At 73.7% G+C, this 24,282-nt stretch carries 24 protein-coding genes; 5 read left to right on the top strand and 19 right to left on the bottom strand.

Going from position 1 to position 24,282, the window contains the following annotated elements; all coding sequences use genetic code 11:
* Positions 1 to 292: 292 nt before the first annotated feature.
* Genes BGO37_RS10705 through BGO37_RS10665 form a run of 9 tightly spaced genes read right to left on the bottom strand, consistent with a single transcriptional unit; the run spans position 293 to position 7,878 of the window.
* Positions 293 to 982 carry a 1-acyl-sn-glycerol-3-phosphate acyltransferase gene (locus BGO37_RS10705; RefSeq protein WP_291754678.1) on the bottom strand — a complete coding sequence of 230 codons (690 nt, stop codon included), beginning with the start codon at positions 980 to 982 and terminating at the stop codon, positions 293 to 295.
* Positions 979 to 1,680 (bottom strand): (d)CMP kinase, encoded by a 702-nt coding sequence (gene cmk, locus BGO37_RS10700; protein WP_291754676.1) that lies wholly within the window; start codon positions 1,678 to 1,680, stop codon positions 979 to 981. The genes BGO37_RS10705 and cmk overlap by 4 nt, the downstream gene beginning before the upstream one ends.
* Positions 1,677 to 2,786 (bottom strand): prephenate dehydrogenase, encoded by a 1,110-nt coding sequence (locus tag BGO37_RS10695; protein ID WP_291754675.1) that lies wholly within the window; start codon positions 2,784 to 2,786, stop codon positions 1,677 to 1,679. Before BGO37_RS10695 ends, cmk begins: the two co-directional genes overlap by 4 nt.
* Positions 2,783 to 3,574, bottom strand: coding sequence for a pseudouridine synthase (locus BGO37_RS10690; protein ID WP_291754674.1), 792 nt, complete (start codon positions 3,572 to 3,574; stop codon positions 2,783 to 2,785). Before BGO37_RS10690 ends, BGO37_RS10695 begins: the two co-directional genes overlap by 4 nt.
* Complete coding sequence (gene scpB, locus BGO37_RS10685; protein ID WP_291754673.1) at positions 3,571 to 4,200, bottom strand: SMC-Scp complex subunit ScpB; 630 nt, start codon at positions 4,198 to 4,200, stop codon at positions 3,571 to 3,573. Before scpB ends, BGO37_RS10690 begins: the two co-directional genes overlap by 4 nt.
* The gene (locus tag BGO37_RS10680) at positions 4,197 to 5,051 is read right to left on the bottom strand and encodes a segregation/condensation protein A (protein WP_291755198.1); all 855 of its coding nucleotides are present in this window, start codon (positions 5,049 to 5,051) and stop codon (positions 4,197 to 4,199) included. Before BGO37_RS10680 ends, scpB begins: the two co-directional genes overlap by 4 nt.
* Positions 5,035 to 5,892: a ParA family protein gene (locus tag BGO37_RS10675; protein ID WP_291754672.1), complete on the bottom strand. Its 858-nt coding sequence runs from the start codon at positions 5,890 to 5,892 to the stop codon at positions 5,035 to 5,037. The genes BGO37_RS10680 and BGO37_RS10675 overlap by 17 nt, the downstream gene beginning before the upstream one ends.
* Before the next feature lie 26 nt (positions 5,893 to 5,918).
* On the bottom strand, positions 5,919 to 6,890 hold the full coding sequence (locus BGO37_RS10670) for a site-specific tyrosine recombinase XerD (RefSeq protein WP_291754671.1): 972 nt from the start codon (positions 6,888 to 6,890) through the stop codon (positions 5,919 to 5,921).
* 10 nt (positions 6,891 to 6,900) lie between these two features.
* Positions 6,901 to 7,878 (bottom strand): heme o synthase, encoded by a 978-nt coding sequence (locus BGO37_RS10665; protein ID WP_291754669.1) that lies wholly within the window; start codon positions 7,876 to 7,878, stop codon positions 6,901 to 6,903.
* 251 nt (positions 7,879 to 8,129) lie between these two features.
* On the opposite strand from BGO37_RS10665, the gene tkt reads away from it, so the two are divergent.
* The 5 genes from tkt to pgl all read left to right on the top strand — a co-directional run bounded on the left by tkt (position 8,130) and on the right by pgl (position 14,922).
* The gene (gene tkt, locus BGO37_RS10660) at positions 8,130 to 10,247 is read left to right on the top strand and encodes a transketolase (RefSeq protein ID WP_291754667.1); all 2,118 of its coding nucleotides are present in this window, start codon (positions 8,130 to 8,132) and stop codon (positions 10,245 to 10,247) included.
* Positions 10,248 to 10,311: 64 nt separating this feature from the next.
* Complete coding sequence (gene tal, locus BGO37_RS10655) at positions 10,312 to 11,439, top strand: transaldolase (RefSeq protein WP_291754665.1); 1,128 nt, start codon at positions 10,312 to 10,314, stop codon at positions 11,437 to 11,439.
* Positions 11,436 to 12,977: a glucose-6-phosphate dehydrogenase gene (gene zwf / locus BGO37_RS10650; RefSeq protein ID WP_291754663.1), complete on the top strand. Its 1,542-nt coding sequence runs from the start codon at positions 11,436 to 11,438 to the stop codon at positions 12,975 to 12,977. Before tal ends, zwf begins: the two co-directional genes overlap by 4 nt.
* Positions 12,974 to 13,891, top strand: coding sequence for a glucose-6-phosphate dehydrogenase assembly protein OpcA (locus tag BGO37_RS10645; RefSeq protein WP_291754662.1), 918 nt, complete (start codon positions 12,974 to 12,976; stop codon positions 13,889 to 13,891). Before zwf ends, BGO37_RS10645 begins: the two co-directional genes overlap by 4 nt.
* Before the next feature lie 191 nt (positions 13,892 to 14,082).
* The gene (pgl, locus tag BGO37_RS10640) at positions 14,083 to 14,922 is read left to right on the top strand and encodes a 6-phosphogluconolactonase (protein ID WP_291755196.1); all 840 of its coding nucleotides are present in this window, start codon (positions 14,083 to 14,085) and stop codon (positions 14,920 to 14,922) included.
* Position 14,923: 1 nt separating this feature from the next.
* Here pgl and BGO37_RS10635 read toward each other — a convergent pair whose 3' ends face one another.
* The 10 genes from BGO37_RS10635 to uvrC form a co-directional block, all read right to left on the bottom strand.
* Positions 14,924 to 15,073 (bottom strand): hypothetical protein, encoded by a 150-nt coding sequence (locus BGO37_RS10635; protein ID WP_291754661.1) that lies wholly within the window; start codon positions 15,071 to 15,073, stop codon positions 14,924 to 14,926.
* A gap of 7 nt (positions 15,074 to 15,080) precedes the next feature.
* On the bottom strand, positions 15,081 to 15,428 hold the full coding sequence (locus tag BGO37_RS10630; RefSeq protein WP_291754660.1) for an RNA polymerase-binding protein RbpA: 348 nt from the start codon (positions 15,426 to 15,428) through the stop codon (positions 15,081 to 15,083).
* 6 nt (positions 15,429 to 15,434) lie between these two features.
* Positions 15,435 to 15,677, bottom strand: a complete 243-nt coding sequence (secG, locus tag BGO37_RS10625; protein ID WP_291754659.1) for a preprotein translocase subunit SecG — start codon at positions 15,675 to 15,677, stop codon at positions 15,435 to 15,437.
* A 129-nt stretch (positions 15,678 to 15,806) separates the two neighbouring features.
* Positions 15,807 to 16,601: a triose-phosphate isomerase gene (gene tpiA / locus BGO37_RS10620; protein ID WP_291754658.1), complete on the bottom strand. Its 795-nt coding sequence runs from the start codon at positions 16,599 to 16,601 to the stop codon at positions 15,807 to 15,809.
* A 6-nt stretch (positions 16,602 to 16,607) separates the two neighbouring features.
* Positions 16,608 to 17,810: a phosphoglycerate kinase gene (gene pgk / locus BGO37_RS10615; protein ID WP_291754656.1), complete on the bottom strand. Its 1,203-nt coding sequence runs from the start codon at positions 17,808 to 17,810 to the stop codon at positions 16,608 to 16,610.
* A gap of 140 nt (positions 17,811 to 17,950) precedes the next feature.
* A complete protein-coding gene (gene gap, locus BGO37_RS10610; protein ID WP_291754654.1) occupies positions 17,951 to 18,955 on the bottom strand; it encodes a type I glyceraldehyde-3-phosphate dehydrogenase in 1,005 nt (334 codons plus the stop codon).
* Positions 18,956 to 19,165: 210 nt separating this feature from the next.
* Positions 19,166 to 20,146 (bottom strand): DNA-binding protein WhiA, encoded by a 981-nt coding sequence (gene whiA / locus BGO37_RS10605; RefSeq protein ID WP_291754652.1) that lies wholly within the window; start codon positions 20,144 to 20,146, stop codon positions 19,166 to 19,168.
* Between the two features lie 62 nt (positions 20,147 to 20,208).
* Complete coding sequence (gene yvcK, locus BGO37_RS10600) at positions 20,209 to 21,201, bottom strand: uridine diphosphate-N-acetylglucosamine-binding protein YvcK (protein ID WP_291754651.1); 993 nt, start codon at positions 21,199 to 21,201, stop codon at positions 20,209 to 20,211.
* A complete protein-coding gene (rapZ, locus tag BGO37_RS10595) occupies positions 21,198 to 22,148 on the bottom strand; it encodes an RNase adapter RapZ (RefSeq protein WP_291754649.1) in 951 nt (316 codons plus the stop codon). Before rapZ ends, yvcK begins: the two co-directional genes overlap by 4 nt.
* Positions 22,145 to 24,235 (bottom strand): excinuclease ABC subunit UvrC, encoded by a 2,091-nt coding sequence (uvrC, locus tag BGO37_RS10590; RefSeq protein WP_291754648.1) that lies wholly within the window; start codon positions 24,233 to 24,235, stop codon positions 22,145 to 22,147. The genes rapZ and uvrC overlap by 4 nt, the downstream gene beginning before the upstream one ends.
* Positions 24,236 to 24,282 lie beyond the last annotated feature (47 nt).

Raw genomic sequence — 24,282 nt, 5'->3', positions numbered from 1 at the left:
CGGCGAACGGCGTCAGGACGTCGTCGGACGGCGCGGCGGCCTCGTCGGGCGCGGCGGAACCGGGGAACTCGCTGGAACTCACGCACCCATTGTCCCCGACCACGCGCCCCGCCCGGTTCGAGCGCATCGTTCGTCGGCGCGCTCCACCCGCTTCGAGCGCATCGTTCGTCGGCGAGATCGACCCTTCCGGTGCACGGAACCGTCGATCTGGCGCACGAACTGTGCGCTCGGCGCCTGTCCGGGGTGGGTGCCGGCGACGGGGTGGCGCGTGCTGCGCGCTGGGTGGCGCGGGCTACGCCGCGGGGTTCCGGGGATCGTCGGCCGGCAGGGCGAGGCCGCTGCGGGCCTGCGCGCCGTCGACGAGGGCCACCATCGCGTCGCGCAGCCGCTCGCTCGTCGCGCCGATACGCTCCCGCGCGGGCCCTTCGGCCGGGGGCCGGATCGGGTCGCCGAACTCGACGTACAGGCGGCGGCGCAGCCCCGGGATGTGCCCGAGCGACTCCCCCGTCAGGCGGGTGCCGAGGATCGCTACCGGCACCATCGCCGCGTCGCCGTGCACGCCCAGCCACGCGGCGCCGGCGCGGACGCCCTCGACGGTGCCACGGCCGCGGTTGCCCTCCGGGAAGATGCCGATGGCCCCGCCGCGCCGCAGCACGCCGAGCCCGGACTGCAGCGCCGCCCGCCCGCTCGCCCGGTCCACCGGGATCTGCCCCGCCCAGGTGAGGACCGTCCCCACCGGTCCGTGGAACAGCTCCTGCTTGGTGATGATGTGCAGCGGCCGCGGCGCGACGCCGATGAGGATCGGGCCGTCGATGAGCGTCACGTGGTTGGCCGCCAGCACCACGGGGCCCACCGCGGGGACGCGCTCCTTGCCCACCACGTGCGCGTCCCACACCACCCGGCCGAGGAACCGGCCGATCCAGCGCGCCCACGCGGGGCCCGCGGGTGACGGCACCCAACCGGCGGGCCGCTCCGCCGTCACGCGCGCCGCCCGGTGAGGCGCTCCACCACGTCGAGGACGGCCTGGACCGTCTGCTGCAGGTCGAGCTCCGAGGAGTCGACGAGCACGACGCCGTCGGCGGGCCGCTGGAACTCGACGACCGTCGCGTCGCGGGCGTCGCGCCGCAGCACCTGGTCCTTCGTCGCCGCGACCGCCGCCTCGTCGGCCGCGCCGTGCACCTCGAGCGCCCGACGAGCGAGCCGCGCCGACGCGCTGGCGGTCAGCAGCACCCGGACCTCGGCGTCCGGCGCCACGACCGTCGTGATGTCCCGTCCCTCGGCCACCACGCCCCGACCGGCCGAGAAGCCGGCCGTGCGTTCGGCCGCGACCAGGCCGCGCTGCCGCGCGACGAGCTCGGCCCGCACCGACAGGTTCGTCGACAGCGCGCTGACCTGCTCGGACACCCACGTCTCACGGATGGGAACGGCCACGTCGACACCGGCCACGTGGACGGTGGGCCGCGCCGGGTCCAGTCCCATGACCAGCGGCAACCGCCGCACCTCGTCGGCCACCGTCGCCGCGTCCGTCAGGTCGATGCCCTCCGACAGGCACCACCACGTCGCCGCCCGGTACATCGCACCGGTGTCGAGGTACGCCAGGTGCAGGCGGCGCGCCACCGCGCGCGACACCGACGACTTGCCCGACCCGGAGGGCCCGTCGATCGCGACGACCAGGCTCACTGGACCAGCCGCCAGCCACGCTGCGTCAGCGCGTCGACGAGGTGCGCCTCCCGGTCCGGCAGCACCGAGATCGCCGCCATGCCCGCCGGGCGGCCCGCCGCGTGCTCGATCCGCAGGTCCTCGAGGTTGACGCCGGCGGCGCCGACGTCGGTCAGCAGGTGCGCCAGCTCCCCCGGCTGGTCGGGCACGAGGACGGTCACCACGGCGTACGCCTTGTGCTGGCCGCCGTGCTTGCCGGGGATCCGCGCCTGGCCGGCGTTGCCCGCCGCGATGGCGTCCGCGATCGCCGCCAGCGCGCCGGGGGCGACGTCCTCGGGACCGGTGGCCAGCGCCGCGCTCGTCAGGGCGTCGACCACCCGGTCGAGGTCGTCGCGCAGCGCGACGAGGACGGACCGGACGGCCAGCGCGTTGGCGGCGAGGATCGAGGTCCACAGGGCCGGGTCGCTCGCGGCGATGCGCGTCATGTCCCGCAGCCCCTGCCCGGCCAGGCCGAGGGCCGGCTCGTCGAGCGCCCGCAGGCGCGCGGCGACCAGGCTCGCGGCCAGCTGGGGCAGGTGCGAGACCGCCGCCACCGCGGCATCGTGCTCGGCCGCCTCCATGCTCACGGGCACCGCGCCCAGGTCGACGGCGAGCGAGCGGACCGCCAGCAGCGCGTCCGGGTCCGACGAGCCGGAGTCGGTGATGACCCACGGCCGCCCGAGGAAGAGGTCCGGCACCGCGGCCGAGGGCCCGGACCGCTCGCGCCCCGCCATCGGGTGGGAGCCGACGTAGCGGCCGAGGTCGACGCCGGCCGCGCGCAGCTCCTCCAGCACGTACCCCTTGACCGAGGCGACGTCGGTGACCACCGCGTGCGGGTGGGCGGCCAGCTCCGCGCGCACCACGTCGGCCGTGACGTCCGGGGGCGCCGCCACGACGACGAGCGCCGGCTCGGGGTCGTCGGGCCGCGCCGGTACCCCGGCGCCGACGTCCCGGGCGAGGGCCAGGGCGGTGCGCGACGGGTCGGACAGCTGCACCTCGAGGCCCTCGCGCGTCAGCGCCAGCCCGACGGACGCGCCGAGGAGCCCGGTGCCGACCACGCGCACCGGGCCCTTGGTCGCGACCGTCACAACCCCACCGCCCGCTGGAGCGACGCCACCTCGGCCGGGCTGAGCACGCGCGTCCGGCCCGACTTCAGCTCGCCGAGGCGGATCGGCCCGATCTTGGTCCGCACCAGCCGGATCACCGGGAAGCCGACCTCCTCGAAGAGGCGGCGGACCACGCGGTTGCGGCCGTCGTGCAGCACGACCTCCACCAGGCTCTGGCCGGGGATCATGTCGACGATCTTGTAGGCGTCGACCTTGACCAGGCCGTCCTCGAGCTCGACGCCCTTCAGCAGCTGCGGCCCCAGCTTCGCCGGCACCTGCCCGATGACGTCCACCAGGTACGTCTTCGGCACCTCGTACGAGGGGTGCGTCAGCCGCTGGGCCAGCTCGCCGTCGTTCGTCAGCAGCAGCAGGCCCTCGGAGTCCACGTCGAGGCGGCCCACATGGAACAGCCGCTCGGTGCGCTCCTGGATGTAGTCGGCGACGGTCTCGCGACCCTCCGGGTCGCTCATGGTCGAGAGCACGCCCTCGGGCTTGTGGAACGCCAGCGTCACCAGGTCGGGGTTCGTCTGCACCCGGTCCCCGTCGACGTGGATCACCTGCTTGTCCGGGTCGACCCGGACGCCCAGCTCGCGCACCACGACGCCGTCCACCGTCACGCGGCCCGCGAGGATCAGCTCCTCCGACGCGCGGCGCGACGCGACACCCGCCGCGGCGAGCACCTTCTGCAGCCGGATGCCCTCGGGGTCGTGCACGTCGCGCTGCTGCGCCCGGCCGCCCCGGCCGCTCCCGCGGCCGGCCTGTCCACTCATGCGTCTCCTCCGGTCTGCTCGACGCCCTCCAGAGCGTCGAACTCCGGCAGGTAGGGCGCCAGCGGGGGCAGCTCGTCCAAGCTCGTGAGACCCATCCGCTCCAGGAAGTATCCCGTGGTCCCGTACAGGACGGCACCAGTGCTCGGATCTGTGCCCACCTCGGCCACGAGCCCACGGCTCGTCAGGGTGCGCACCACCGAGTCGACGTTGACGCCGCGGACCGCCGACACCTGGCCACGTGTCACCGGCTGGCGGTACGCGACCACGGCGAGCGTCTCCAGTGCGGCCTGGGTCAGGCGGGCCTGCTGGCCGTCCAGCACGAAGCGCCCGACGACCTCGGCGTAGGCCGGCGCGGAGTAGATGCGCCAGCCACCGCCCGCCTCCCGCAGCTCGAAGCCCCGCACCGGGCCACCGCCGGCGCCGCGGTACTCGGCGGCGAGCTCGGCGAGCAGACCCTCGACGCGCGACGTCGGCACGGCGAGGACGGCCGCCAGCCGCACGGCCGGGATCGGCTCGTCGGCCACCATGAGGACCGCCTCGATCGTGGCGCGCGCACCACCCGGCAGCGCGTCGACGTCGAACGCCAGCTCGTCGGCCGCGGGCGGCCGCTCGTCCTGCTCGCTCACGGCACGGTCTCCTCGGTCTGGTCGGGCGCCAGGTCCGGCGCCTCGTCGAAGTCGCTGCTGCGCATCACGTGGTCCTCGGGACCCGTCCAGCGGATGGTCAGCTCGGCGAGCGGCGCGGCCTGCTCGAAGGAGATCGCCGCCTCCCGGAACAGCTCGAGCACGGCGAGGAACCGCGCGACGACGACGAGCGTCGAACCGGCGTCTCCCACGAGCGACCGGAAGGTCAGTGTGCCCCCGCGGCGCAGCCGCTCGACGATGACGGCGGCCTGCTCGCGCACGCTGACCGCGGGCGCGTGGATGTGGCTGGTGTCGACCATCGGGACCGGCCGCGGCGCCAGCGCCCGGGCGGCCATCGCGGCGAGCTCGTCGGGCCCGAGCGACCACACCAGCTCGGGCAGCAGCGCCGCCAGCTGCGGCTCGAGCGCCACCGCCCGCGGGCGGTGCCTGGCCTCGTCGGCCAGCCGCGTGCCGAGGTCGCGCGCCACCTGCTTGTACGCGCGGTACTGCAGCAGCCGGGCGAACAGGAGGTCGCGCGCCTCGAGCAGCTCGAGGTCCTCGTCGTCCTCGACCTCCCCGGCCGGCAGCAGCCGGGCCGCCTTGAGGTCGAGGAGGGTGGCGGCGACGACCAGGAACTCCGACGCCTGCCCCAGGTCCCAGCCGCCCTCGGCCGCGCGGATGTGCGCGATGAACTCGTCGGTCACCCGCGCCAGGGCGACCTCGGTGATGTCGAGCCGGTGCTTGGCGATGAGGCCGAGCAGGAGGTCGAACGGGCCCTCGAACACGTCGAGGTGGACGTCGAACCCCGTGGTGCCGACGGGACCCGGCTCGTCCGCCTCAGGCGGCGTCGCCACGGGCGACGAGCTCACGGGCCAGCTGGCGGTAGGCCTCGGCGCCGGTGTGCGCGGGGGCGTAGGTGGTGATCGGCTCGGCGGCGACCGTGGCGTCCGGGAACTTCACGGTGCGGGCGATGACGGTCTGGAACAGCTTGTCGCCGAAGGCCTCGTGCACGCGCGCGACGACCTCGCGGGCGTGCAGCGTCCGCGAGTCGTACATCGTGGCGAGGATGCCGTCCACCTGCAGGCGCGGGTTGAGGCGGTCGCGGACCTTCTCGATCGTCTCGACGAGCAGCGCGACGCCGCGCAGCGCGAAGAACTCGCACTCCAGCGGGATGAGCACGCCGTGCGCGGCGGTCAGCGCGTTGACCGTCAGCAGGCCGAGCGACGGCTGGCAGTCGACGATGATCTCGTCGTACTCGTCCAGGGCCGGTCGCAGCGCCCGGGAGAGGGCCGACTCGCGCGCGACCTCGGTGACCAGCTGCACCTCGGCCGCCGACAGGTCGATGTTGGCCGGCAGCAGGTCGAGGCCCTGGACGGCCGTGGTGCGCAGCACCTGGGTGTAGTCGACCGACCGGTCCATGATGAGGTTGTAGACGGTGCGGTCGAGCTCGTGGGGCGGCACCCCGAGCCCCACCGAGGCCGCACCCTGCGGGTCGAAGTCGACGACGAGCACGCGGCGCCCGTACTCGGCGAGGGCCGCCGCCAGGTTGATCGCCGTCGTCGTCTTGCCGACGCCGCCCTTCTGGTTGCAGAGGGCGATGACGCGCGCCGGGCCGTGCGAGGCCAGCGGCGCGGGCACCGGGAACTCGGGCAACGGCCGGCCGACGGCGTCGACCGCGACGGTCTGGGCACTCACGCGGGCAAACCTACCGGAGCAGGGGTTCAGCGCCCGGTCGACTGGCCGGTGCGCGACGAGGTCGCGCGCGGATGGTTGGCGATGTAGACCTCGCGCAGCAGGTCCGGCGTCACCATCGTGTAGATCTGCGTCGTCGTGACGGAGGCGTGGCCCAGCAGCTCCTGCACCACGCGGATGTCGGCGCCCCCCTGCAGCAGGTGCGTCGCGAACGAGTGCCGCAGGGTGTGCGGCGACACGTGGGCCGCTGCGGCCAGGCCGGCCCGGTCCGCCGCCGAGCGCAGCACGGCCCACGCCGACTGCCGGGACAGCCGGGCGCCGCGCACGTTGAGGAACAGCGCCGGGGTCCCCCGGCCGGCGGCCGCCAGCGCGGGCCGGGCGCGCACCACGTACGCCTCGACCGCCTGGCCGGCGTACGAGCCGACGGGGACGATGCGCTCCTTGCTGCCCTTGCCGAACAGGCGCACCGCACCCTCGCCCGGCGTCAGGTCGATGTCGTCGACGTCGAGGCCGACGGCCTCGGAGATCCGCGCGCCGGTGGAGTAGAGCAGCTCGAGCAGCGCGCGGTCGCGCAGCGGGACGGGCCCGTCGCTCGGCACGCCGTCCTCCAGGAGGCGCCGGACGTCGTCGACCGACAGCGCCTTGGGCAGCCGCTTCGGCCGGGCCGGCGGATGGACCTCGCGCGCCGGATCCTGGGCGGCGAGCCCCTCGGGCACGCAGAAGCGGTGCCAGCCGCGGATCGCCACCACGCCGCGGGCGGCCGACGAGGCCGACAGCGCGGCGCGTCCGTCGGCGCCGGTGCGCACCGCGAGGACGTAGTCCTCGACGTCCCGCTCGACGACCGCCGCCGGAGTGCCTATGCCTCGTGCGACGAGGAAGTCGACGTACCGCGACAGGTCCCGTCGGTACGCCGCCAGGGTGTTGACGGACAGGCCCCGCTCGACGTCGAGGTGGGCGAGGTACGCGTCCAACGCCTGCCCGAGGGCGCCGTCGTCCGGCATGGACGCGAGGCTACAGCGGCAGGAAGACGTCGACGACGACCGCCACGGACAGCAGGGTCAGGTACGTGATCGAGTGGTGGAACACCCGCATGGCCCGCACCTTGTGGTGCTCGGGGTCGCGCGCCTGCCGCAGCAGCGATAGGCACGAGCCGAGGAACCAGAGCCCGAGCGCCGCCGCGGCGACCGCGTAGACCCAGGTCATGCCCGCGACCGGCGCCAGCAGCAGCGAGCACGCGACCATCGCCAGCGCGTACCCGACCATCTGGGCGGCGACCTGCGCGTCCCGGCGCACCACCGGCAGCATGGGCACGCCCGCGGCCTGGTAGTCGGCACGGAACTTCATCGACAGCGGCCAGTAGTGCGGCGGTGTCCAGAAGAAGACGACCCCGAACAGCAGGAGCGCCGACCACGACACCCCGCCCGTGACAGCCGACCACCCGATGAGCACGGGCATGCAGCCCGCCGCGCCGCCCCAGACGATGTTCTGCGAGGTCCGCCGCTTGAGCAGCATCGTGTAGCCGACCACGTAGATCGCGATCGCGCCCGCCGCGAACATCGCCGAGATCGGGTTGACGGCGAACCACAGCATCGCCAGGGCCACGACCCCCAGCACGACGCCGAAGACGAGGGTCGCCCTCGGGCTGACGGCACCCGTCACCGTCGGCCGGCGGCGCGTGCGGTGCATCATCGCGTCGATGTCGCGGTCCAGGTAGCAGTTGAGGACGTTGGCGGACCCGGCCGCCAGGGCGCCGCCGACGAGCGTCACGGCCACGAGGGCGAGGGACGGCAGGCCGCGCGCGGCCAGCACCATCGTCGGCACGGTCGTGACGAGCAGCAGCTCGATGATGCGCGGCTTCGTGAGCGCGACGTACGCGCCCACGGTGGCGCGCCAGCCCCGAGGACGGGCCGCGGCCGGCGGCGCCTGCACCGGCACGACGGCGCGGCTCGCAGCCGAGGCCGCTGGGGCCACCGGGCTGGAGAGTCGCACGCCTGTCCGTTCGTCGTCGGAGAACCGGTCACACTTCGTCGGCCCGGCCATCGTACATGGGACTTCCGTCCCAGGTGGGAGGAGCAGGACGGTCCCGATGGGCCGCCCGGGCGGAGGCCCGAGGCCCGGATATAGGCTCGGCATGCAGGTGACGTGAGGTGCCCCCGCGCGGGGCGCCCCGCCCGGCTCGCGGATCCCCCGGCCCGGCGGCTGAGACGACCCGGGCAGCGGCCCGGAAGGATTGAGGTGCGGTGAACGCGAAGGCTCCCCTGGCGACCACGGTCGGCTGGACCGATCTGGACTTCCGGGCGGTGGACACGGCCCGGGTTCTCGCGGCTGACGCGGTGGAGAAGGTGGGCAACGGCCACCCCGGCACCGCCATCAGCCTCGCCCCGCTCGCGTACCTGCTCTACCAGGACGTGCTGCGCCACGACCCGGCCGACCCTGCGTGGCTGGGTCGCGACCGCTTCGTGCTGTCCGCCGGGCACTCCAGCCTGACGCAGTACATCCAGCTCTACCTCGGCGGCTTCGGCCTCGAGCTGGCGGACCTCGAGGCGCTGCGCACCTGGGGATCCAAGACCCCCGGCCACCCCGAGTACGGCCACACCAAGGGCATCGAGATCACCACCGGCCCGCTCGGCCAGGGCATCTCGTCCGCGATCGGCATGGCGATGGCCGCCCGGCGCGAGCGCGGCCTGCTCGACCCGGACGCCGCGCCCGGCACCAGCCCGTTCGACCACCACGTGGTGGTCATCGCCTCCGACGGCGACCTCGAGGAGGGCATCTCGGGCGAGGCCTCGTCGATCGCCGGCACGCAGGAGCTCGGGAACCTCATCGTCGTCTGGGACGACAACAAGATCTCCATCGAGGGCGACACCGTCATCGCCTTCGGCGAGGACACGCTCGCGCGCTACCGGGCGTACGGCTGGCAGACCCTCGAGGTCGACTGGACCGCGGGCTCGGAGTACCGGGAGGACGTCGACGCGCTGGCCGCGGCGATCGCGACGGCGAAGGCCGAGACGCACCGCCCGACATTCATCGCGCTGCGCACCCTGATCGCCTGGCCCACGCCGGGCAAGACCGGGTCCCACGCGGCGCACGGCTCGAAGCTGGGCACGGACGCCGTGCGCGGGCTCAAGGAGATCCTGGGCTTCGACCCGGACGCCTCGTTCGACGTCGAGCCCGCCGTCATCGAGCACACGCGCGGCAGGCTGGCGGCGCGGGCCGCCACCGAGCGCGCCGCCTGGCAGCGGGGGTACGACGAGTGGCGCTCGGCCCACGCCGACCGCGCCGCCCTCCTCGACCGGCTCGTGGCGCACCAGCTGCCCGAGGGCTGGACCGACGCTCTGCCGACGTTCCCCGCCGGCAAGGACGTCGCCACGCGCGCCGCCTCCGGCAACGTGCTGTCCGCCCTGGCCTCGGTCCTCCCGGAGCTGTGGGGCGGGTCGGCCGACCTTGCCGGCTCGAACAACACGACGATGAAGGGCGAGCCGTCGTTCCTGCCGGCCCACCGCTCGAGCGCCGAGTTCGCCGGCGACGAGTACGGCCGCACGCTGCACTTCGGCATCCGTGAGCACGCCATGGGCGCGATCGTCAGCGGCATCGTGCTGCACGGCCTGACCCGGGCGTACGGCGGGACCTTCCTGCAGTTCTCCGACTACATGCGCGGCGCGGTGCGGCTGGCCTCGCTGATGGACATCCCGACGATCTACGTCTGGACGCACGACTCGATCGGCCTCGGCGAGGACGGCCCCACGCACCAGCCGGTGGAGCACCTGGCCGCGCTGCGGGCGATCCCGCACCTGTCGATCGTCCGCCCGGCCGACGCCAACGAGACGGCCGCCGCGTGGAAGGCGACGCTCGAGCGCCGGGGCGGCCCGGTGGGCCTGATCCTCACGCGGCAGAACGTGCCGACGTTCCCCCGCGGCGAGGAGGGCTTCGCACCCGCCGACGGCCTGGAGCGCGGCGCCTACGTGCTGCTCGAGGCGAGCGGCGGCCGGCCGGAGGTGATCCTCATCGGCACGGGCTCGGAGGTCCAGCTCGCGGTCGAGGCGCGCACCGCGCTCGAGGCCGAGGGCATCGCGACCCGCGTCGTCTCGGCGCCCTGCCTCGAGTGGTTCGACGAGCAGGACGAGGCCTACCGCGAGTCGGTGCTGCCCGCGTCCGTCCCGGCGCGCGTCAGCGTCGAGGCCGGCATCGCCCTGTCGTGGCACAAGTACCTCGGCGCGCACGGCACAGCGGTCAGCCTGGAACACTTCGGCGCCTCCGCGGATTACGAGACCTTGTACCGGGAGTACGGGATCACGGCCGACGCCGTCGCGGCGGCCGCGCGCTCGTCGCTCGCGGAGACGAGGGGCGGCGCCGCGTAGGTGGCCGCGCCCCACGGCCGGGCGGGATCTCCGCCCGGCCGGGTTCCACGGAAGGGGCAGGATCATGACTTCCCAGGACAGCCCCCTGCGCCGCCTGGCGGACGCCGGCGTGGCGGTATGGCTCGACGACCTCTCACGTGAGCGCACGCGCTCCGGCGGGCTCGCGAAGCTCGCCGAGCGCGGCGTCGTCGGCGTGACGTCGAACCCGACGATCTTCGCGAAGGCGCTCTCGCACGGCGCCGCCTACGCCGACCAGCTCGCGGAGCTGGCGGCCGCGGGCGCCTCGCTCGACGAGGCGGTGCTCCGCATCACCACGGACGACGTGCGCGAGGCGTGCGACGTGCTGCGCCCGGCCTACGACCGCTCGGGCACGGTCGACGGTCGCGTGTCGATCGAGGTCGAGCCGGGCCTCGCCCACGACACGGCGGGCACGATCGCCTCCGCCCGGGCCCTGTGGGCCGAGGTCGGGCGCCCGAACCTCTTCATCAAGATCCCGGCCACCGTCGAGGGACTGCCGGCCATCACGGCCGCCCTCGCCGAGGGGATCAGCGTCAACGTCACGCTGATCTTCTCCATCGAGCGGTACCGGCAGGTGATGGACGCCTTCCTCACCGGCCTGGAGCAGGCGCAGGCCGCCGGGGTCGACCTGGCGCCGATCGGGTCCGTGGCGTCGTTCTTCGTCTCCCGCGTCGACACGGCGGTGGACCCCCGGCTCGACTCGCTCGGCACGCCCGAGGCGGCGCGGCTGCGCGGCACGACCGGCGTGGCGAACGCCCGGCTCGCCTACGCCGCGTACGAGGCGGTCGTGGGCACGCCGCGCTGGGCGGCGCTGGCGGCGGCGGGCGCCCGCCCGCAGCGACCCCTCTGGGCCTCCACGGGCGTCAAGGACAAGGCCTACCCGGACACCAAGTACGTCGAGGAGCTCGTCGTGCGCGGTGTGGTCAACACCATGCCGGAGGCGACGCTCGAGGCGGTGGACGACCACGGGGACGTCGGCCGGGACACCGTCACCGGTAGGGCCAACGAGGCCGCCGCCGCCATCGCCGGCGTCGAGGCGCTCGGCATCTCGTTCGACGAGGTGACGGAGACCTTGGAGTCCGAGGGCGTCGACAAGTTCGTCGCGTCGTGGCAGGAGCTGCGCGACAGCGTGCGGTCCGGTCTCGATGCCGCCGTCGCCGAGGCGGCTCGGTGAGCCCGGCCCACGTCGCGCCCGGGCAGAACCCCCTGCGCGACCCGCGCGACCGGCGCATGCGCCGGATCGCCGGCCCGTGCGGGCTCGTCATCTTCGGCGTCACGGGTGACCTGGCACGCAAGAAGCTCATGCCCGCCGTCTACGACCTGACGAACCGCGGCCTGCTGCCCCCCGGCTTCGCCCTCACGGGCTTCGCCCGCCGGGACTGGGAGACGCAGGACTTCGCGGAGATCGTCCACGACTCCGTCAAGGAGTTCGCCCGCACGCCGTTCCGGGAGGCGACCTGGCGCCAGCTGTCGGAGGGCATCCGGTTCGTCGCCGGGACGTTCGACGAGGCCGGCGCCTTCGACCGGCTCGCCGACACCGTCGAGGAGCTCGACGTCAACCGCGGCACGGGCGGCAACCACGCGTTCTACCTGTCGGTGCCGCCGGCGTCGTTCCCCGTCGTGTGCGAGCAGCTCGCCCGGTCGGGCCTGTCGAAGCCGCGCGAGGGCACGTGGCGGCGCGTGGTCATCGAGAAGCCGTTCGGCCACGACCTGACCAGCGCGCGCGAGCTGAACGACATCGTGTCGCAGGTGTTCCGGCCGGACGACATCTTCCGGATCGACCACTACCTGGGCAAGGAGACGGTCCAGAACCTGCTGGCGCTGCGCTTCGCCAACCAGCTGTTCGAGCCGATCTGGAACTCGAACTACGTCGACCACGTGCAGATCACCATGGCCGAGGACATCGGCATCGCGGGCCGCGCCGGGTACTACGACGGCATCGGCGCGGCGCGCGACGTCATCCAGAACCACCTCATGCAGCTCCTGGCGCTCACCGCGATGGAGGAGCCGCTCTCGTTCGAGGCGGACCACCTGCGGGCGGAGAAGACGAAGGTGCTCTCGGCGGTCCGGCTCCCCCGCGACCTGGGCAAGCACACCGCGCGCGGGCAGTACCTCGGCGGCTGGCAGGGCGGCGAGAAGGTCGTCGGCTACCACGAGGAGGAGGGGTTCAACCCGAGCTCCGTCACCGAGACGTTCGCCGCGATCCGGGTCGACATCGACACGCGGCGCTGGGCGGGCGTGCCGTTCTACCTGCGCACGGGCAAGCGCCTCGGCCGGCGGGTGACCGAGATCGCGGTCGTCTTCAAGAAGGCCCCGCACCTGCCGTTCGACTCCTCGGACACGTCCGAGCTCGGCAAGAACGCGATCGTCATCCGGATCCAGCCCGACGAGGGCGTCACCGTGCGGTTCGGCGCCAAGGTACCGGGCACGGCGATGGAGGTCCGCGACGTCACGATGGACTTCGGCTACGGCCACGCGTTCACCGAGACGTCGCCGGAGGCCTACGAACGGCTCATCCTCGACGTGCTGCTCGGCGACCCGCCGCTGTTCCCGCAGCAGGAGGAGGTCGAGCTGTCTTGGAAGGTGCTCGACCCGGTCATCGACTACTGGCACAAGCACGGCAAGCCCGACCCCTACCCCGCGGGCTCGTGGGGACCGGCGTCGGCCGACGGGATGATGGCGCGCGACGGACGCACCTGGAGGCAGCCGTGATCATCGACCTGCCCGACACCACGACGCGGGACCTCAACAAGCGCCTGGTCGAGGAGCGCGACGAGGGCGGCGTCGTCGCCCTGGGCCGCGTGCTGACGTTGGTCATCGACGTCGGCCAGCACGACCCGGAGGAGGCGATCGACGCGGCCAACGCGGCCAGCCGTGAGCACCCCTGCCGGATCATCGTGCTGTCCACCATCGACGAGCGCTCCGACTCCCACCTCGCCGCGCAGATCCGGCTCGGCGGGGACGCGGGCGCCAGCGAGGTCGTCGTCCTCTACCCCGCCGGCGAGCTGCAGCAGCACCTCGACACCCTGGTGACGCCCCTGCTGCTGCCCGACGCGCCGATCGTCGTGTGGTGGCCGTTCGAGGTGCCCGACGACCCGGCCGAGCACCCCATCGGGCGGATGGGCGTGCGCCGCATCACCGACACCACGCAGTGCAGCAGCCCGACGTCGGCGCTGCGCCGGCTCGCCGGCTCGTACACCGCCGGCGACACGGACCTCGCGTGGACGCGCGCGACGCTGTGGCGGGGCCTCATCGCGGCGACGCTCGACCAGCCGCCGTTCGAGCCGGTGCACAAGGCCGTGGTCCGCGGCGAGGCGACGCACCCGTCGCTCGACCTCATGGCCGCCTGGCTCGCGTGGGCGCTGCGCTGCCCGGTCGAGATCGACCGGATCCCGGGCGCCCCGGCCATCACGGAGGTCCGCCTGTCGCGCACCGCCGGCGACATCGTCCTGGACCGGCCGGACGGCAAGACCGCCGAGCTCCACCAGCCCGGGCAGCCCTCGCACCGGATCGCGCTGCCGATCCGCCAGCTCAAGGAGTGCCTGGTGGAGGAGCTGCGCCGGCTCGACCCCGACGAGGTCTACGGCGAGGTCGTCACCAAGGGCCTGGCCAAGGTCCCGGCGTGACCACGCCCGAGGAAGCCGCCGCGTTCGGCGCTCTGCCCGTCGGCGAGCGGGCCGCCGGTACCTCAGGTGCCCTCGGGACGACGGAACGGCCGGCAGCAGGCGAGGAAGCGCCGGCCGTCCACGGTGAGCTCCCGGTCGTCCTGAGCCCCGACGGCTCGCGCGGCCGGCACGCCGGTGCGCCGGCGCGCCACGTGGAGATCGTCGTGCACCCGGACGCGACCGCCGTGGCGGACGCGACCGCCGCCCGGCTCCTCGTGCGGCTGATCGACCTGCAGTCGGTGCGGTCCCCGCTGCACGTCGTCGTCACCGGCGGCAGCCTCGGCATTGCCACGCTCCGGGCCGTCGCCGCGTCGCCGGTGCGCGACGCCGTGGACTGGTCCGGCGTCCACGTGTGGTGGGGCGACGAACGCTTCGTGCCGGCCGACTCCCCCGACCGCAACGAGCGGCAGGCCCGCGAGGCGCTGCTGGACGGGCTGCCCATCCCCGCCGCGAACGTCCATGCGATGCCCGCCGAGGGCGCGGTGCCCGACGAGGACGCGGCGGCGGTCGCGTACGCGCACGAGCTCGCCCGGTTCTCGCCCCTGGACGACGACGTCGACGACGCCTCGCCCAGCGGCGGCGTGGCCCCGCGCGACGAGGCCACCGGCGCGTCCCCGCACGGCCCCTCCGGGACGCCGGCACAGGCCCGGCCCGCCGTTCCCGAGTTCGACGTCCTGCTGCTCGGCATGGGACCCGACGGCCACGTCGCGTCGCTGTTCCCCGGCCACGCCACCGTGCACGTCGAGGGCCGGACCGTCGTCGGCGAGCACGACTCCCCCAAGCCGCCGCCGCGGCGGGTCTCGCTCACCTACCCGGCGATCCGCGCCGCCCGTGAGGTGTGGCTCGTCGTGGCCGGCGAGGAGAAGGCGGATGCGGTCGCGAAGGCCCTGTCACGAGCACCCGTCGACCAGGTCCCCGCGGCGGGCGCCGTGGGCACGGAGCGCACGCTCTGGCTGCTGGACGTCGCCGCGGCGCGGGGCATCCCCGCCTGACTCAGCGGCCGCGCCGGCGCCGGACGACGACGACCGCGAGGACGACCACCAGCACCACGAACGGCGTGATCACGGAGCCGAGCGTGGGGCCGCGCCCGAGCCCGGCCCGGGGCAGCACCGACAGAACGAGCGCGCCCAGCGGCCTGCTCACGCCCACCTCAGCGGCCGCGGCGAGCCCGCAGCGCCGCGAGGGCCTCGTCGAGGATCGCGGCGCCGTCCTCGTCGGACCGCCGCTCCTTCACGTACGCCAGGTGCGTCTTGTACGGCTCGTTGCGGAACGGCGCGGGCGGGTTGTCCTTGTCCTGCCCGGCCGGGAAGCCGCAGCGCGGGCAGTCCCAGGTGACGGGCGCCTCGATCGCCGCCTCCTCCGCGAAGCTGGGCCGCGTCTCGTGCCCGTTCGCGCACCAGTAGGAGATCCACACGCGCGGGGCAGCCTCGCCGCGCTCGGCCTCGCCCATGGGGCCGGCACCGACGCGGGACCCCCGGATCGCACTTCCGCTCGCCATGGTGCCTCAGCTCCAGCGTTCCAGCAGGCCGAGCCCGGTGATGATGAGGACCCAGAGGAGGGACACCGTCACCGTGATCCGGTTGAGGTTGCGCTCGGCGACGCCCGAGGAGCCCACACCCGACGTGATGCCACCGCCGAACATGTCCGACAGCCCGCCGCCGCGCCCCTTGTGGAGCAGGACGAGCGGGACGAGCAGGAGGCTGCTGAGCACCAGCAGCACCTGGAGCACGATGCGGAGGGCGGTCACGGGAAGCTGTTCCTCACTGAGCGGTTACGGACGCAGTCAAGGGTAAGCGACGTTCGACCAGGTGGTGAACGGCCTTTGGACATGGTTCGGCGGGGCGGGCGCGATCACCCACCCCGCCGAACCGTCAGGTCAGAGCGCGACGGCGTGCGCCTGGTAGCGCACGATCTTCGCGAACTCCTCGGGGTCGAGGCTGGCACCGCCGACGAGTGCCCCGTCGACGTCGGCCTTCGCCATGATCGCCGCCACGTTCGACGACTTCACGGAGCCGCCGTACAGCACGCGCACGGCGTCCGCGGTGTCGACGTCGTACAGCGCGTCGACGCGGTTGCGGATCGCCTCGCACATCTCCTGGGCGTCCTCGGGCGTCGCGGTCTCGCCGGTGCCGATGGCCCAGACGGGCTCGTAGGCGATGACGATCTGCTTGACCTGGTCGGCCGTCAGGCCCACCAGGGCGCCGTCGAGCTGCGCCAGCGTGTGCGCGACGTGCGTGCCGGCCTTGCGGACCTCCAGCGGCTCGCCGATGCACAGGATCGGGGTGAGTCCCGCCTCGAGCGCCGACTTCACCTTGGCGGCGACGAGCGCGTCGTCCTCGGCGTGGTACTGCCGCCGCTCGCTGTGGCCGACGACCGCGTAGCTGCAGCCGAGCTTGGTGAGGAACAGCGGCGAGATCTCGCCCGTGTAGGCGCCGGACGTGTGCGCCGACACGTCCTGCGCGCCGTAGACGATGCCGAGCTTGTCCGCGTCGACCAGGGTCTGCACGCTGCGCAGGTCCGTGAACGGCGGGATGACGGCGACCTCGACGGACGCGTAGTCGTGCTTGGCGTCCTGCAGCAGCCAGGCCAGCTTCTGCACGGTGTGGACCGCCTCGTGGTGGTCCAGGTTCATCTTCCAGTTGCCCGCCATCAGCGGGGTGCGACCTGCCATGGTTGCTCAGTCCTCCAGGACCGCGATGCCCGGCAGGCTCTTGCCCTCGAGGAACTCGAGGGAGGCGCCACCGCCGGTGGAGATGTGGCTGAAGTCGGCCTCGTCGAAGCCGAGGATGCGGATCGCGGCCGCGGAGTCACCGCCGCCGACGATGGTGAAGGCGCCCGCCGCGTGGGCGTCGACCAGGGCCTGCGCCACCGCGCGGGTGCCGGCCGAGAACGCCTCGAACTCGAACACGCCCGCCGGGCCGTTCCAGACGACCGTCTTGGCGTCGACGATCTTCGAGGCGAAGAGCGTCGCCGTCTCCGGACCGACGTCGAGGCCCATCTGGTCGTCCGGGATCGCGTCGATGCCGACGACGGTCGCCGGGGCATCGGCCTTGAACTCCGGCGCGACGACCGTGTCGACCGGCAGGACGATCTCGACGCCGGCCTCGGCGGCCTGGGCGAGGTAGCCCTTGACCGTGTCGATCTGGTCGGCCTCGAGCAGGCTCGTGCCCACCGAGTGACCCTGGGCCGCGGCGAACGTGAACGCCATGCCGCCGCCGATGACGAGCCGGTCGGCCTTCGTCAGCAGGTTGGAGATGACGCCCAGCTTGTCGGAGACCTTCGCGCCGCCGAGCACGACGACGTACGGGCGCTCCGGGTCCTCGGTCGCCTTGCGCAGCGAGTCGACCTCCTTGAGGACCAGGGAGCCGACCGCGTGCGGCAGCCGCTTGGCGACGTCGTAGACGGACGCCTGCTTGCGGTGCACGACGCCGAAGCCGTCGGAGACGTAGACGTCGGCGAGCGCCGCGAGCTCGTCGGCCAGCGCGCCGCGGGCGGCCTCGTCCTTGCTCGTCTCGCGCGCGTCGAAGCGGACGTTCTCGAGCAGCGCGATCTGGCCGTCCTCGAGGGCGGCGACGGTCGCCTTCGCGGAGTCGCCGACGAGGTCGCCGGCCAGCGCGACCGGCTGGCCGAGCAGCTCGCCGAGCCGGGTGGCGACGGGCGCCAGCGAGTACTTCGCCTCGAAGCCCTCGCCCGTCGGACGGCCCAGGTGCGCCGTGACGACGACGCGGGCGCCCTTGCCCAGCAGCGCCTGCAGCGTGGGGAGCGCCGCCCGGATGCGGCCGTCGTCGGTGATGACGCCGTCCTTGAGCGGCACGTTGAAGTCGGAACGGACGAGCACGCGCTTGCCGCGCAGGTCGCCCAGGTCGTCGATGGTCTGCATGTGTCCTACCTGGTCGTGACGTCGCGGCCGGCCGGCCGCGGAGGGTGACGGGGGTTCACGCAGCAGCGTCCGCGTGCGCCGGGCGGCGGGAAGGCCAGGGCGCACGCGGACGCATGGCTGGTGGTGCTAGCGCGGGAAGGTCAGAGCCGCTCGCCCACGTACTGGGTCAGCGCGACCAGCGAGTTGGAGTAGCCCCACTCGTTGTCGTACCAGGCCACGACCTTCACCTGGTCGCCGATCACCTTCGTCAGCTTGGAGTCGAAGATGCTCTGCGTCGGGTCGGTGATGATGTCGCTCGAGACGATCTCGTCGTCCACGTACTTCAGGTGGCCCTTGAGGGCGCCCTCCGCGGCCGCCTTGACGGCCGCGTTGACCTCCTCGACCGTGGTCTCCTTCGGCGCGGTGAACGTGAGGTCGGTGGCCGAGCCCGTGATGACCGGCACGCGCAGGGCGTAGCCGTCGAGCTTGCCCTTGAGCTCCGGCAGCACGAGGGCGACGGCCTTCGCGGCGCCCGTCGAGGTCGGGACGATGTTCTGCGCGGCGGCACGGGCGCGGCGGAGGTCGCGGTGCGGGCCGTCCTGCAGGTTCTGGTCGCCGGTGTACGCGTGGATCGTGGTCATGAGGCCACGCACGATGCCGATCGAGTCGTTGAGCGCCTTGGCCAGCGGGGCCAGGCAGTTCGTGGTGCACGACGCGTTCGAGATGATGTGGTGGGCCGCCGGGTCGTAGTCGGTGTGGTTCACACCCATGACGAACGTGGCGTCCTCGTTCTTCGCCGGAGCGGAGATGATGACCTTCTTGGCGCCGCCGTCGATGTGGGCCTTGGCCTTCGTCGCGTCGGTGAAGAAGCCCGTCGACTCGATGACGATGTCGGCGCCCAGCTCGCCCCACGGCAGGTTGGCGGGGTCACGCTCGGCGAGGACGCGGATCTTCTTGCCGTCGACGATGATGTTGTCGTCGTCGTACTCGACGGTCTTCTCGAACTTGCCGAGCACCGTGTCGTACTTGAGCAGGTGGGCCAGGGTCTTGTTGTCGGTGAGGTCGTTGACCCCGACAACCTCGATGTCCGCACCGGACGCGACGAGCGCCCGGTAGAAGTTGCGCCCGATACGGCCGAAGCCGTTGATGCCGACCTTGATGGTCACTTGCCCTCCTCGGCACGCGCCGAACGGGTCGGCGCACACGTAATGACTGGTGGGAACACTCGCACGCCGATGTGCGTCCTCATCGATCACCCGTTAGCCACGCCCGGCCGTCCTCAAACGTGCCGAACACGTGACGCCCTTGTGACGATCGGATGACAGGACCCTATACCCCGGCTCCGGGGCGCCGCCTGCGACGAAGGTCGCACCACCTCAGAGGTCGAGCATGTCCGGCGACAGGCTCGCCTCGGTGTCCGGGATCCCTAGGTCGGCCGCGCGTTTGTCCGCCGTCGCCAGCAGCCGCCGGATGCGGCCGGCGACCGCGTCCTTGGTCAGCTGCGGGTCCGCGAGCTTGCCCAGCTCCTCCAGCGACGCCTCCTTGTGGGCGAGCCGGAGCTCGCCCGCCTGCCGCAGGTGGTCGGGCAGCTCCTCGCCGAGAATCTCGAACGCCCGTTCGACGCGGGCGCCCGCGGCGACCGCCGCGCGTGCCGAGCGGCGCAGGTTGGCGTCGTCGAAGTTCGCCAGGCGGTTGGCGGTCCCGCGCACCTCGCGGCGCACCCGCCGCTCCTCCCAGAGGAGCATCGTCTCGTGGGCGCCGAGGCGGGTGAGCATCGCGCTGATCGCGTCGCCGTCGCGGATCACCACGCGGTCGATGCCCCGAACCTCGCGCGCCTTGGCGGAGATGCCGAGGCGGCGGGCCGCACCGACGAGCGCGAGGGCCGCCTCGGGGCCGGGGCACGTCACCTCGAGGGCCGACGAGCGGCCGGGCTCGGTCAGCGAGCCGTGCGCGAGGAACGCCCCGCGCCAGGCGGCCTCGGCCTCGCCGATGCCGGCGGACACCACCTGGGGCGGCAGGCCCCGCACCGGGCGGCCACGGTTGTCGAGCAGACCGGTCTGGCGGGCGAGGGACTCCCCGTCCTTGACAACGCGCACGACGTAACGGCTGCCCCGGCGCAGGCCGCCGCCGGAGACGACGATGACGTCGCTCTCGTGGCCGTACACCTCCGAGATCGCCTGGCGCAGCCGGCGGGCGGCCGCGCCCGTGTCCAGCTCGGCCTCGACGACGATGCGCCCGGAGATGATGTGCAGCCCGCCGGCGAAGCGGAGCGTCGCGGACACCTCGGCCTTGCGGCAGGACGTGCGATCGACCTTGAGACGGGCGAGCTCGTCCTTGACCTGTGCCGTCAGAGCCATGGGGGCATCTTGCCATCCCCGCAGCCCACTGATGTCGTGCTCGTCGGCCCCGGGTGGGGCCGTCAGGGCCGCACGTCCCCGTAGAAGCCGTCGACGACGTCACGGTAGGCCGCCGCGAGCCGCAGCGGGTCGTGCTGCGCGGTGCCGTCGCCCCGCCCCAGCTGGCGCAGGAGCATCCGGGCACCCACCCCGGCGCACTCCTCGGCCAGCAGGTCGAGGTCCTCCACCGCGCCGGGGTCGACGACGACGGCGTCGATGCGCAGGTCGGGGGCGTGCGCGACGAGCGCCGCCAGGTGGTCGGTCACCGGCATCCCGATCGTCTCGCCGATCCGCTCCGGCTGGAGGTTGAGCGTGACGATCGTCCGCGCCGGGCTCGTGGCGAGCGCCTCGTGGAGCTCGGGGACGAGCAGGTGCGGCAGCACCGACGTGTACCAGGAGCCGGGGCCGAGCACGACGAGGTCCGCCTGGCGCACCGCCTCGAGTGCCTCCGGGCAGGCCGGCGGCTTCGGGGGGTCGAGCCGCACCTGGGTGACGCGACCCTTGGCGACGGCGACGTGGCTCTGGCCGTCGACCAGTCGCGTCCGGCCGTCGGGCCCGACGACGTCCGCCTCGATGCGCAGCGGCACTGCGGCCATCGGGAGCACCCGCCCGCGCGCCCCGAGCAACCGGCCCACCCAGTCGAGCCCGGCGATCGGGTCCCCGAGGATCTCCCAGAGCGCCACGATGAGCAGGTTGCCGACGGCGTGCCGGTCGAGGGCCCCGTCCGAGGCGAAGCGGTGCTGGAGCACGTCCCGCCACAGCCGGCCCCAGTCGCTGTCGTCGCACAGCGCCGCCAGCGCCATCCGCAGGTCCCCGGGCGGCAGCACGCCGAGCTCCTCGCGCAGCCGGCCCGACGAACCGCCATCGTCGGCCACCGTCACGACCGCCGTGATCCGGTCCGAGAGCAGCCGCAGCGCCGAGAGGCTCGCCGACAGGCCGTGCCCGCCGCCGAGCGCGACGACCGCCAGGCCCCGCCCCTCGTCGCGCGAGGCCGCCGTGAGCTGGTCGAGCGTCATTCCTTGCCCAGGTCGCGCGCGCTGACCGAGACGAGCTGGCCCTTCTGCCGCAGCCTCGCGGCCAGGGCGTCCGCGATGACCACGGAGCGGTGCTTGCCGCCCGTGCAGCCCACCGCGATGGTCACGTAGTGCTTGTCCTCGTGCAGGTAGCCGTCGATGACGGGCTCCAGCGCCGCGACGTAGCGCTCCACGAAGGTCTGCGCGCCCGGCAGCCCCATGACGTACCGCCGCACGGGCTCGTCCCGGCCCGAGAGGTGGCGCAGCTCGGAGATCCAGAACGGGTTGGCGAGGAAGCGCACGTCGACCACGTGGTCCGCGTCGACCGGCACGCCGTACTTGAACCCGAACGACACGACCGAGATCCGCAGCACGTCGGGACCGCTGCCGTGCGCGAGGGAGCGGACGCTGCGGGCGAGGTCCTGCGGCGCGAGCTCCGACGTGTCGAGCACCACGTCGGCCCGCTCCCGCACACGCGCGAGCAGCCGGCGCTCCTCGGTGATGGCGTCGAGCACGCGACCCTCGCCCTGCAGCGGGTGTGGCCGGCGCACCTGCTCGAAGCGCCGGACGAGCGCGTCGTCGGAGGCGTCGAGGAAGAGCACCCGCAGGTCCACGCCGCTGGCCTGGACCTCGTCGATCGCCGCGTCGAGGTTCCCGAAGAACTCGGCGCCCCGCACGTCGATCACCGCGCCGAGGCGCTGCGCGCGCCCGCCCGCCGTGCCCGACGTCAGCATGCCGACGAGGTGCACGAGCATCTGCGCCGGAAGGTTGTCGACGACGTACCAGCCGAGGTCCTCGAGGACGGCGGCCGCGCGGGTGCGGCCCGCGCCGGACATGCCGGTGACGAGGATGACCTGGGGCTGGTCCAGCACCGGCGCGATGGCGTGCGCCTCGACCGCGGGGATGCCCGCCGGGACGGTCACCGGCTGTGGTTCAGTGCCCTCCGTCATGGGCCCAGCATGCCAGCCCGCTCGTCGACCCCCTCGGCGGGCGTCGGCGCGCCGTGGGCGCCCGGACCCGTGGTGTCGTCGGGCAGCGTGGTCTCGTCGGGCGCGACGGCCCGTCCGGCAGCCGACCCGTTGAGCGCCGCGAGCACCGCGGCCGCGGTCCGCTCCCCCATGCCGGGCACCGTGGCGATCTCCTCGACGCTCGCCGCGCGGAGCCGCCTGACGGAACCGAAGTGCCGCAGCAGCGCGGCCCGCCGCGCGGGGCCGACCCCCGCGACCTCGTCCAGCACCGACACCGTCATGCCCTTGCTCCGGCGCTTCCGGTGCGCCGAGATGGCGAAGCGGTGCGCCTCGTCGCGCACGCGCTGCAGCAGGTAGAGGCCCTCCGAGCTGCGCTGCAGGATCACGGGGTACTGCTCCCCCGGCAGCCACACCTCTTCCAGGCGCTTCGCGAGCCCGCAGAGGGCGACGTCGTCGATCCCGAGCTCGGCCATCGCGGCCGCGGCGGCCGCGACCTGCGGGGGGCCACCGTCCACCACGATCAGGCTGGGCGGGTAGGCGAAGCGCACCGGCCTGCCGGTCCGTTCGTCCACCGGGCCGGACCGCAGCGGCGTGCCGTCGTCGTCCTCCACCTGACCGTCGCCGAGCTCGACGTCGTTGGCGCGGTCACGCTCGGCGAGGTACCGGCGGAACCGGCGCGTGATCACCTCGTGCATCGCCGCGGTGTCGTCGCGCGCCCCGTCGCCCTCCGGGCCACGGATGGTGAACAGGCGGTACTCGCTCTTGCGCGGCAGCCCGTCCTCGAAGACCACCATCGACGCCGACTGGTAGGTGCCCTGGGTGTGCGAGACGTCGTAGCACTCGATGCGCAGCGGCGCGCTGGCGAGGTCGAGCGCCTCCTGGATCTCCCGCAGCGCCTGGCTGCGGGTCGTGAGGTCGCCCGCGCGGCGCGTGCGGTGCAGCGCCAGGGCGTGCTCGGCGTTCTGACGCACCGTCTCGGCCAGCTCACGCTTGGCGCCGCGCTGGGGGACGTGCACCGCGACCCGGCCGCCCCGCAGGCCGGTCAGCCAGGCCTGCACCTGGTCGACGTCGGTGGGCAGCACGGGGACGAGCACCTCGCGCGGCACGGCCGCGCCGTCGCCGCCCTCCTCCTCGGCGGAGCCGTAGACCTGCTGGAGCAGCCGCTCCACCAGCTCCGCGTCGTCGACGTCCTCGACCTTCTCGACGACCCAGCCGCGCTGCCCGCGGATCCGCCCGTCGCGCACGTGGAACACCTGGACGGCGGCCTCCAGCTCGTCGCCGGCCAGCGCGAAGATGTCCGCGTCCGTGCCGTCCTTCAGCACCACGGCGTTCCGCTCGGTGGCGCGCTCCAGCGACGCGACGTCGTCGCGCAGCCGGGCCGCGCGCTCGAAGTCCAGCTCGGCGGCGGCCGCCTTCATCGCCTGCGTCAGCCGCCGCGTGAACCGCGCGGTGTCGCCGGCCATGAAGTCGCAGAAGTCCTGCGCCAGCCGCTGGTGGTCCTCCGGGCTGATGCGCCCGACGCAGGGCGCCGAGCACTTCTCGATGTAGCCGAGCAGGCAGGGACGCCCCTGCTGGTGCGCGCGCTTGAACACGCCCGCCGAGCACGTCCGCACCGGGAACACGCGCAGCAGCAGGTCGACCGTCTCCCGGATCGCCCACGCGTGCGCGTACGGACCGAAGTACCGGGTGCCCTTGCGCTTGGCGCCGCGCATCACCTGCACACGCGGGAACTCGTCGGCCATGGTCACGGCGAGGTACGGGTACGACTTGTCGTCGCGGTATTTGATGTTGAACCGAGGGTCGAACTCCTTGATCCAGGAGTACTCGAGCGCCAGCGCCTCGACCTCCGTGTGGACCACGGTCCACTGCACCGACGCCGCGGTGGTCACCATCGTCTGCGTGCGCGGGTGCAGCCCGGCCAGGTCCTGGAAGTAGCTGTTGAGGCGATTCCGCAGGCTCTTCGCCTTGCCCACGTAGATGACGCGGCCGTCCTTGTCCCGGAACCGGTACACGCCCGGCGCGTCCGGGATCTCCCCGGGCGCGGGACGGTAGGTGGCGGGATCGGCCATGCTCTCGAGCCTAGTTCGCGGGTACGACGAGCCCGCACGCCGCCTCC

Source organism: Cellulomonas sp. 73-92 (assembly GCF_001898175.1).
Classification (GTDB): domain Bacteria; phylum Actinomycetota; class Actinomycetes; order Actinomycetales; family Cellulomonadaceae; genus Cellulomonas.
Note: the sequence above shows the minus strand (reverse complement) of the source record. Positions and strands in the feature narration are given on the sequence as shown.

What these genes read in the sequence shown, in the direction of transcription:
- BGO37_RS10690 (WP_291754674.1), bottom strand. Translation starts at nt 3,574, where the DNA reads ATGAGTGGACAGGCCGGCCGCGGGAGCGGCCGGGGCGGCCGGGCGCAG.
- BGO37_RS10670 (WP_291754671.1), bottom strand. Translation starts at nt 6,890, where the DNA reads ATGCCGGACGACGGCGCCCTCGGGCAGGCGTTGGACGCGTACCTCGCC.
- tal (WP_291754665.1), top strand. Translation starts at nt 10,312, where the DNA reads ATGACTTCCCAGGACAGCCCCCTGCGCCGCCTGGCGGACGCCGGCGTG.
- BGO37_RS10630 (WP_291754660.1), bottom strand. Translation starts at nt 15,428, where the DNA reads ATGGCGAGCGGAAGTGCGATCCGGGGGTCCCGCGTCGGTGCCGGCCCC.
- tpiA (WP_291754658.1), bottom strand. Translation starts at nt 16,601, where the DNA reads ATGGCAGGTCGCACCCCGCTGATGGCGGGCAACTGGAAGATGAACCTG.
- pgk (WP_291754656.1), bottom strand. Translation starts at nt 17,810, where the DNA reads ATGCAGACCATCGACGACCTGGGCGACCTGCGCGGCAAGCGCGTGCTC.
- whiA (WP_291754652.1), bottom strand. Translation starts at nt 20,146, where the DNA reads ATGGCTCTGACGGCACAGGTCAAGGACGAGCTCGCCCGTCTCAAGGTC.
- yvcK (WP_291754651.1), bottom strand. Translation starts at nt 21,201, where the DNA reads ATGACGCTCGACCAGCTCACGGCGGCCTCGCGCGACGAGGGGCGGGGC.
- rapZ (WP_291754649.1), bottom strand. Translation starts at nt 22,148, where the DNA reads ATGACGGAGGGCACTGAACCACAGCCGGTGACCGTCCCGGCGGGCATC.
- uvrC (WP_291754648.1), bottom strand. Translation starts at nt 24,235, where the DNA reads ATGGCCGATCCCGCCACCTACCGTCCCGCGCCCGGGGAGATCCCGGAC.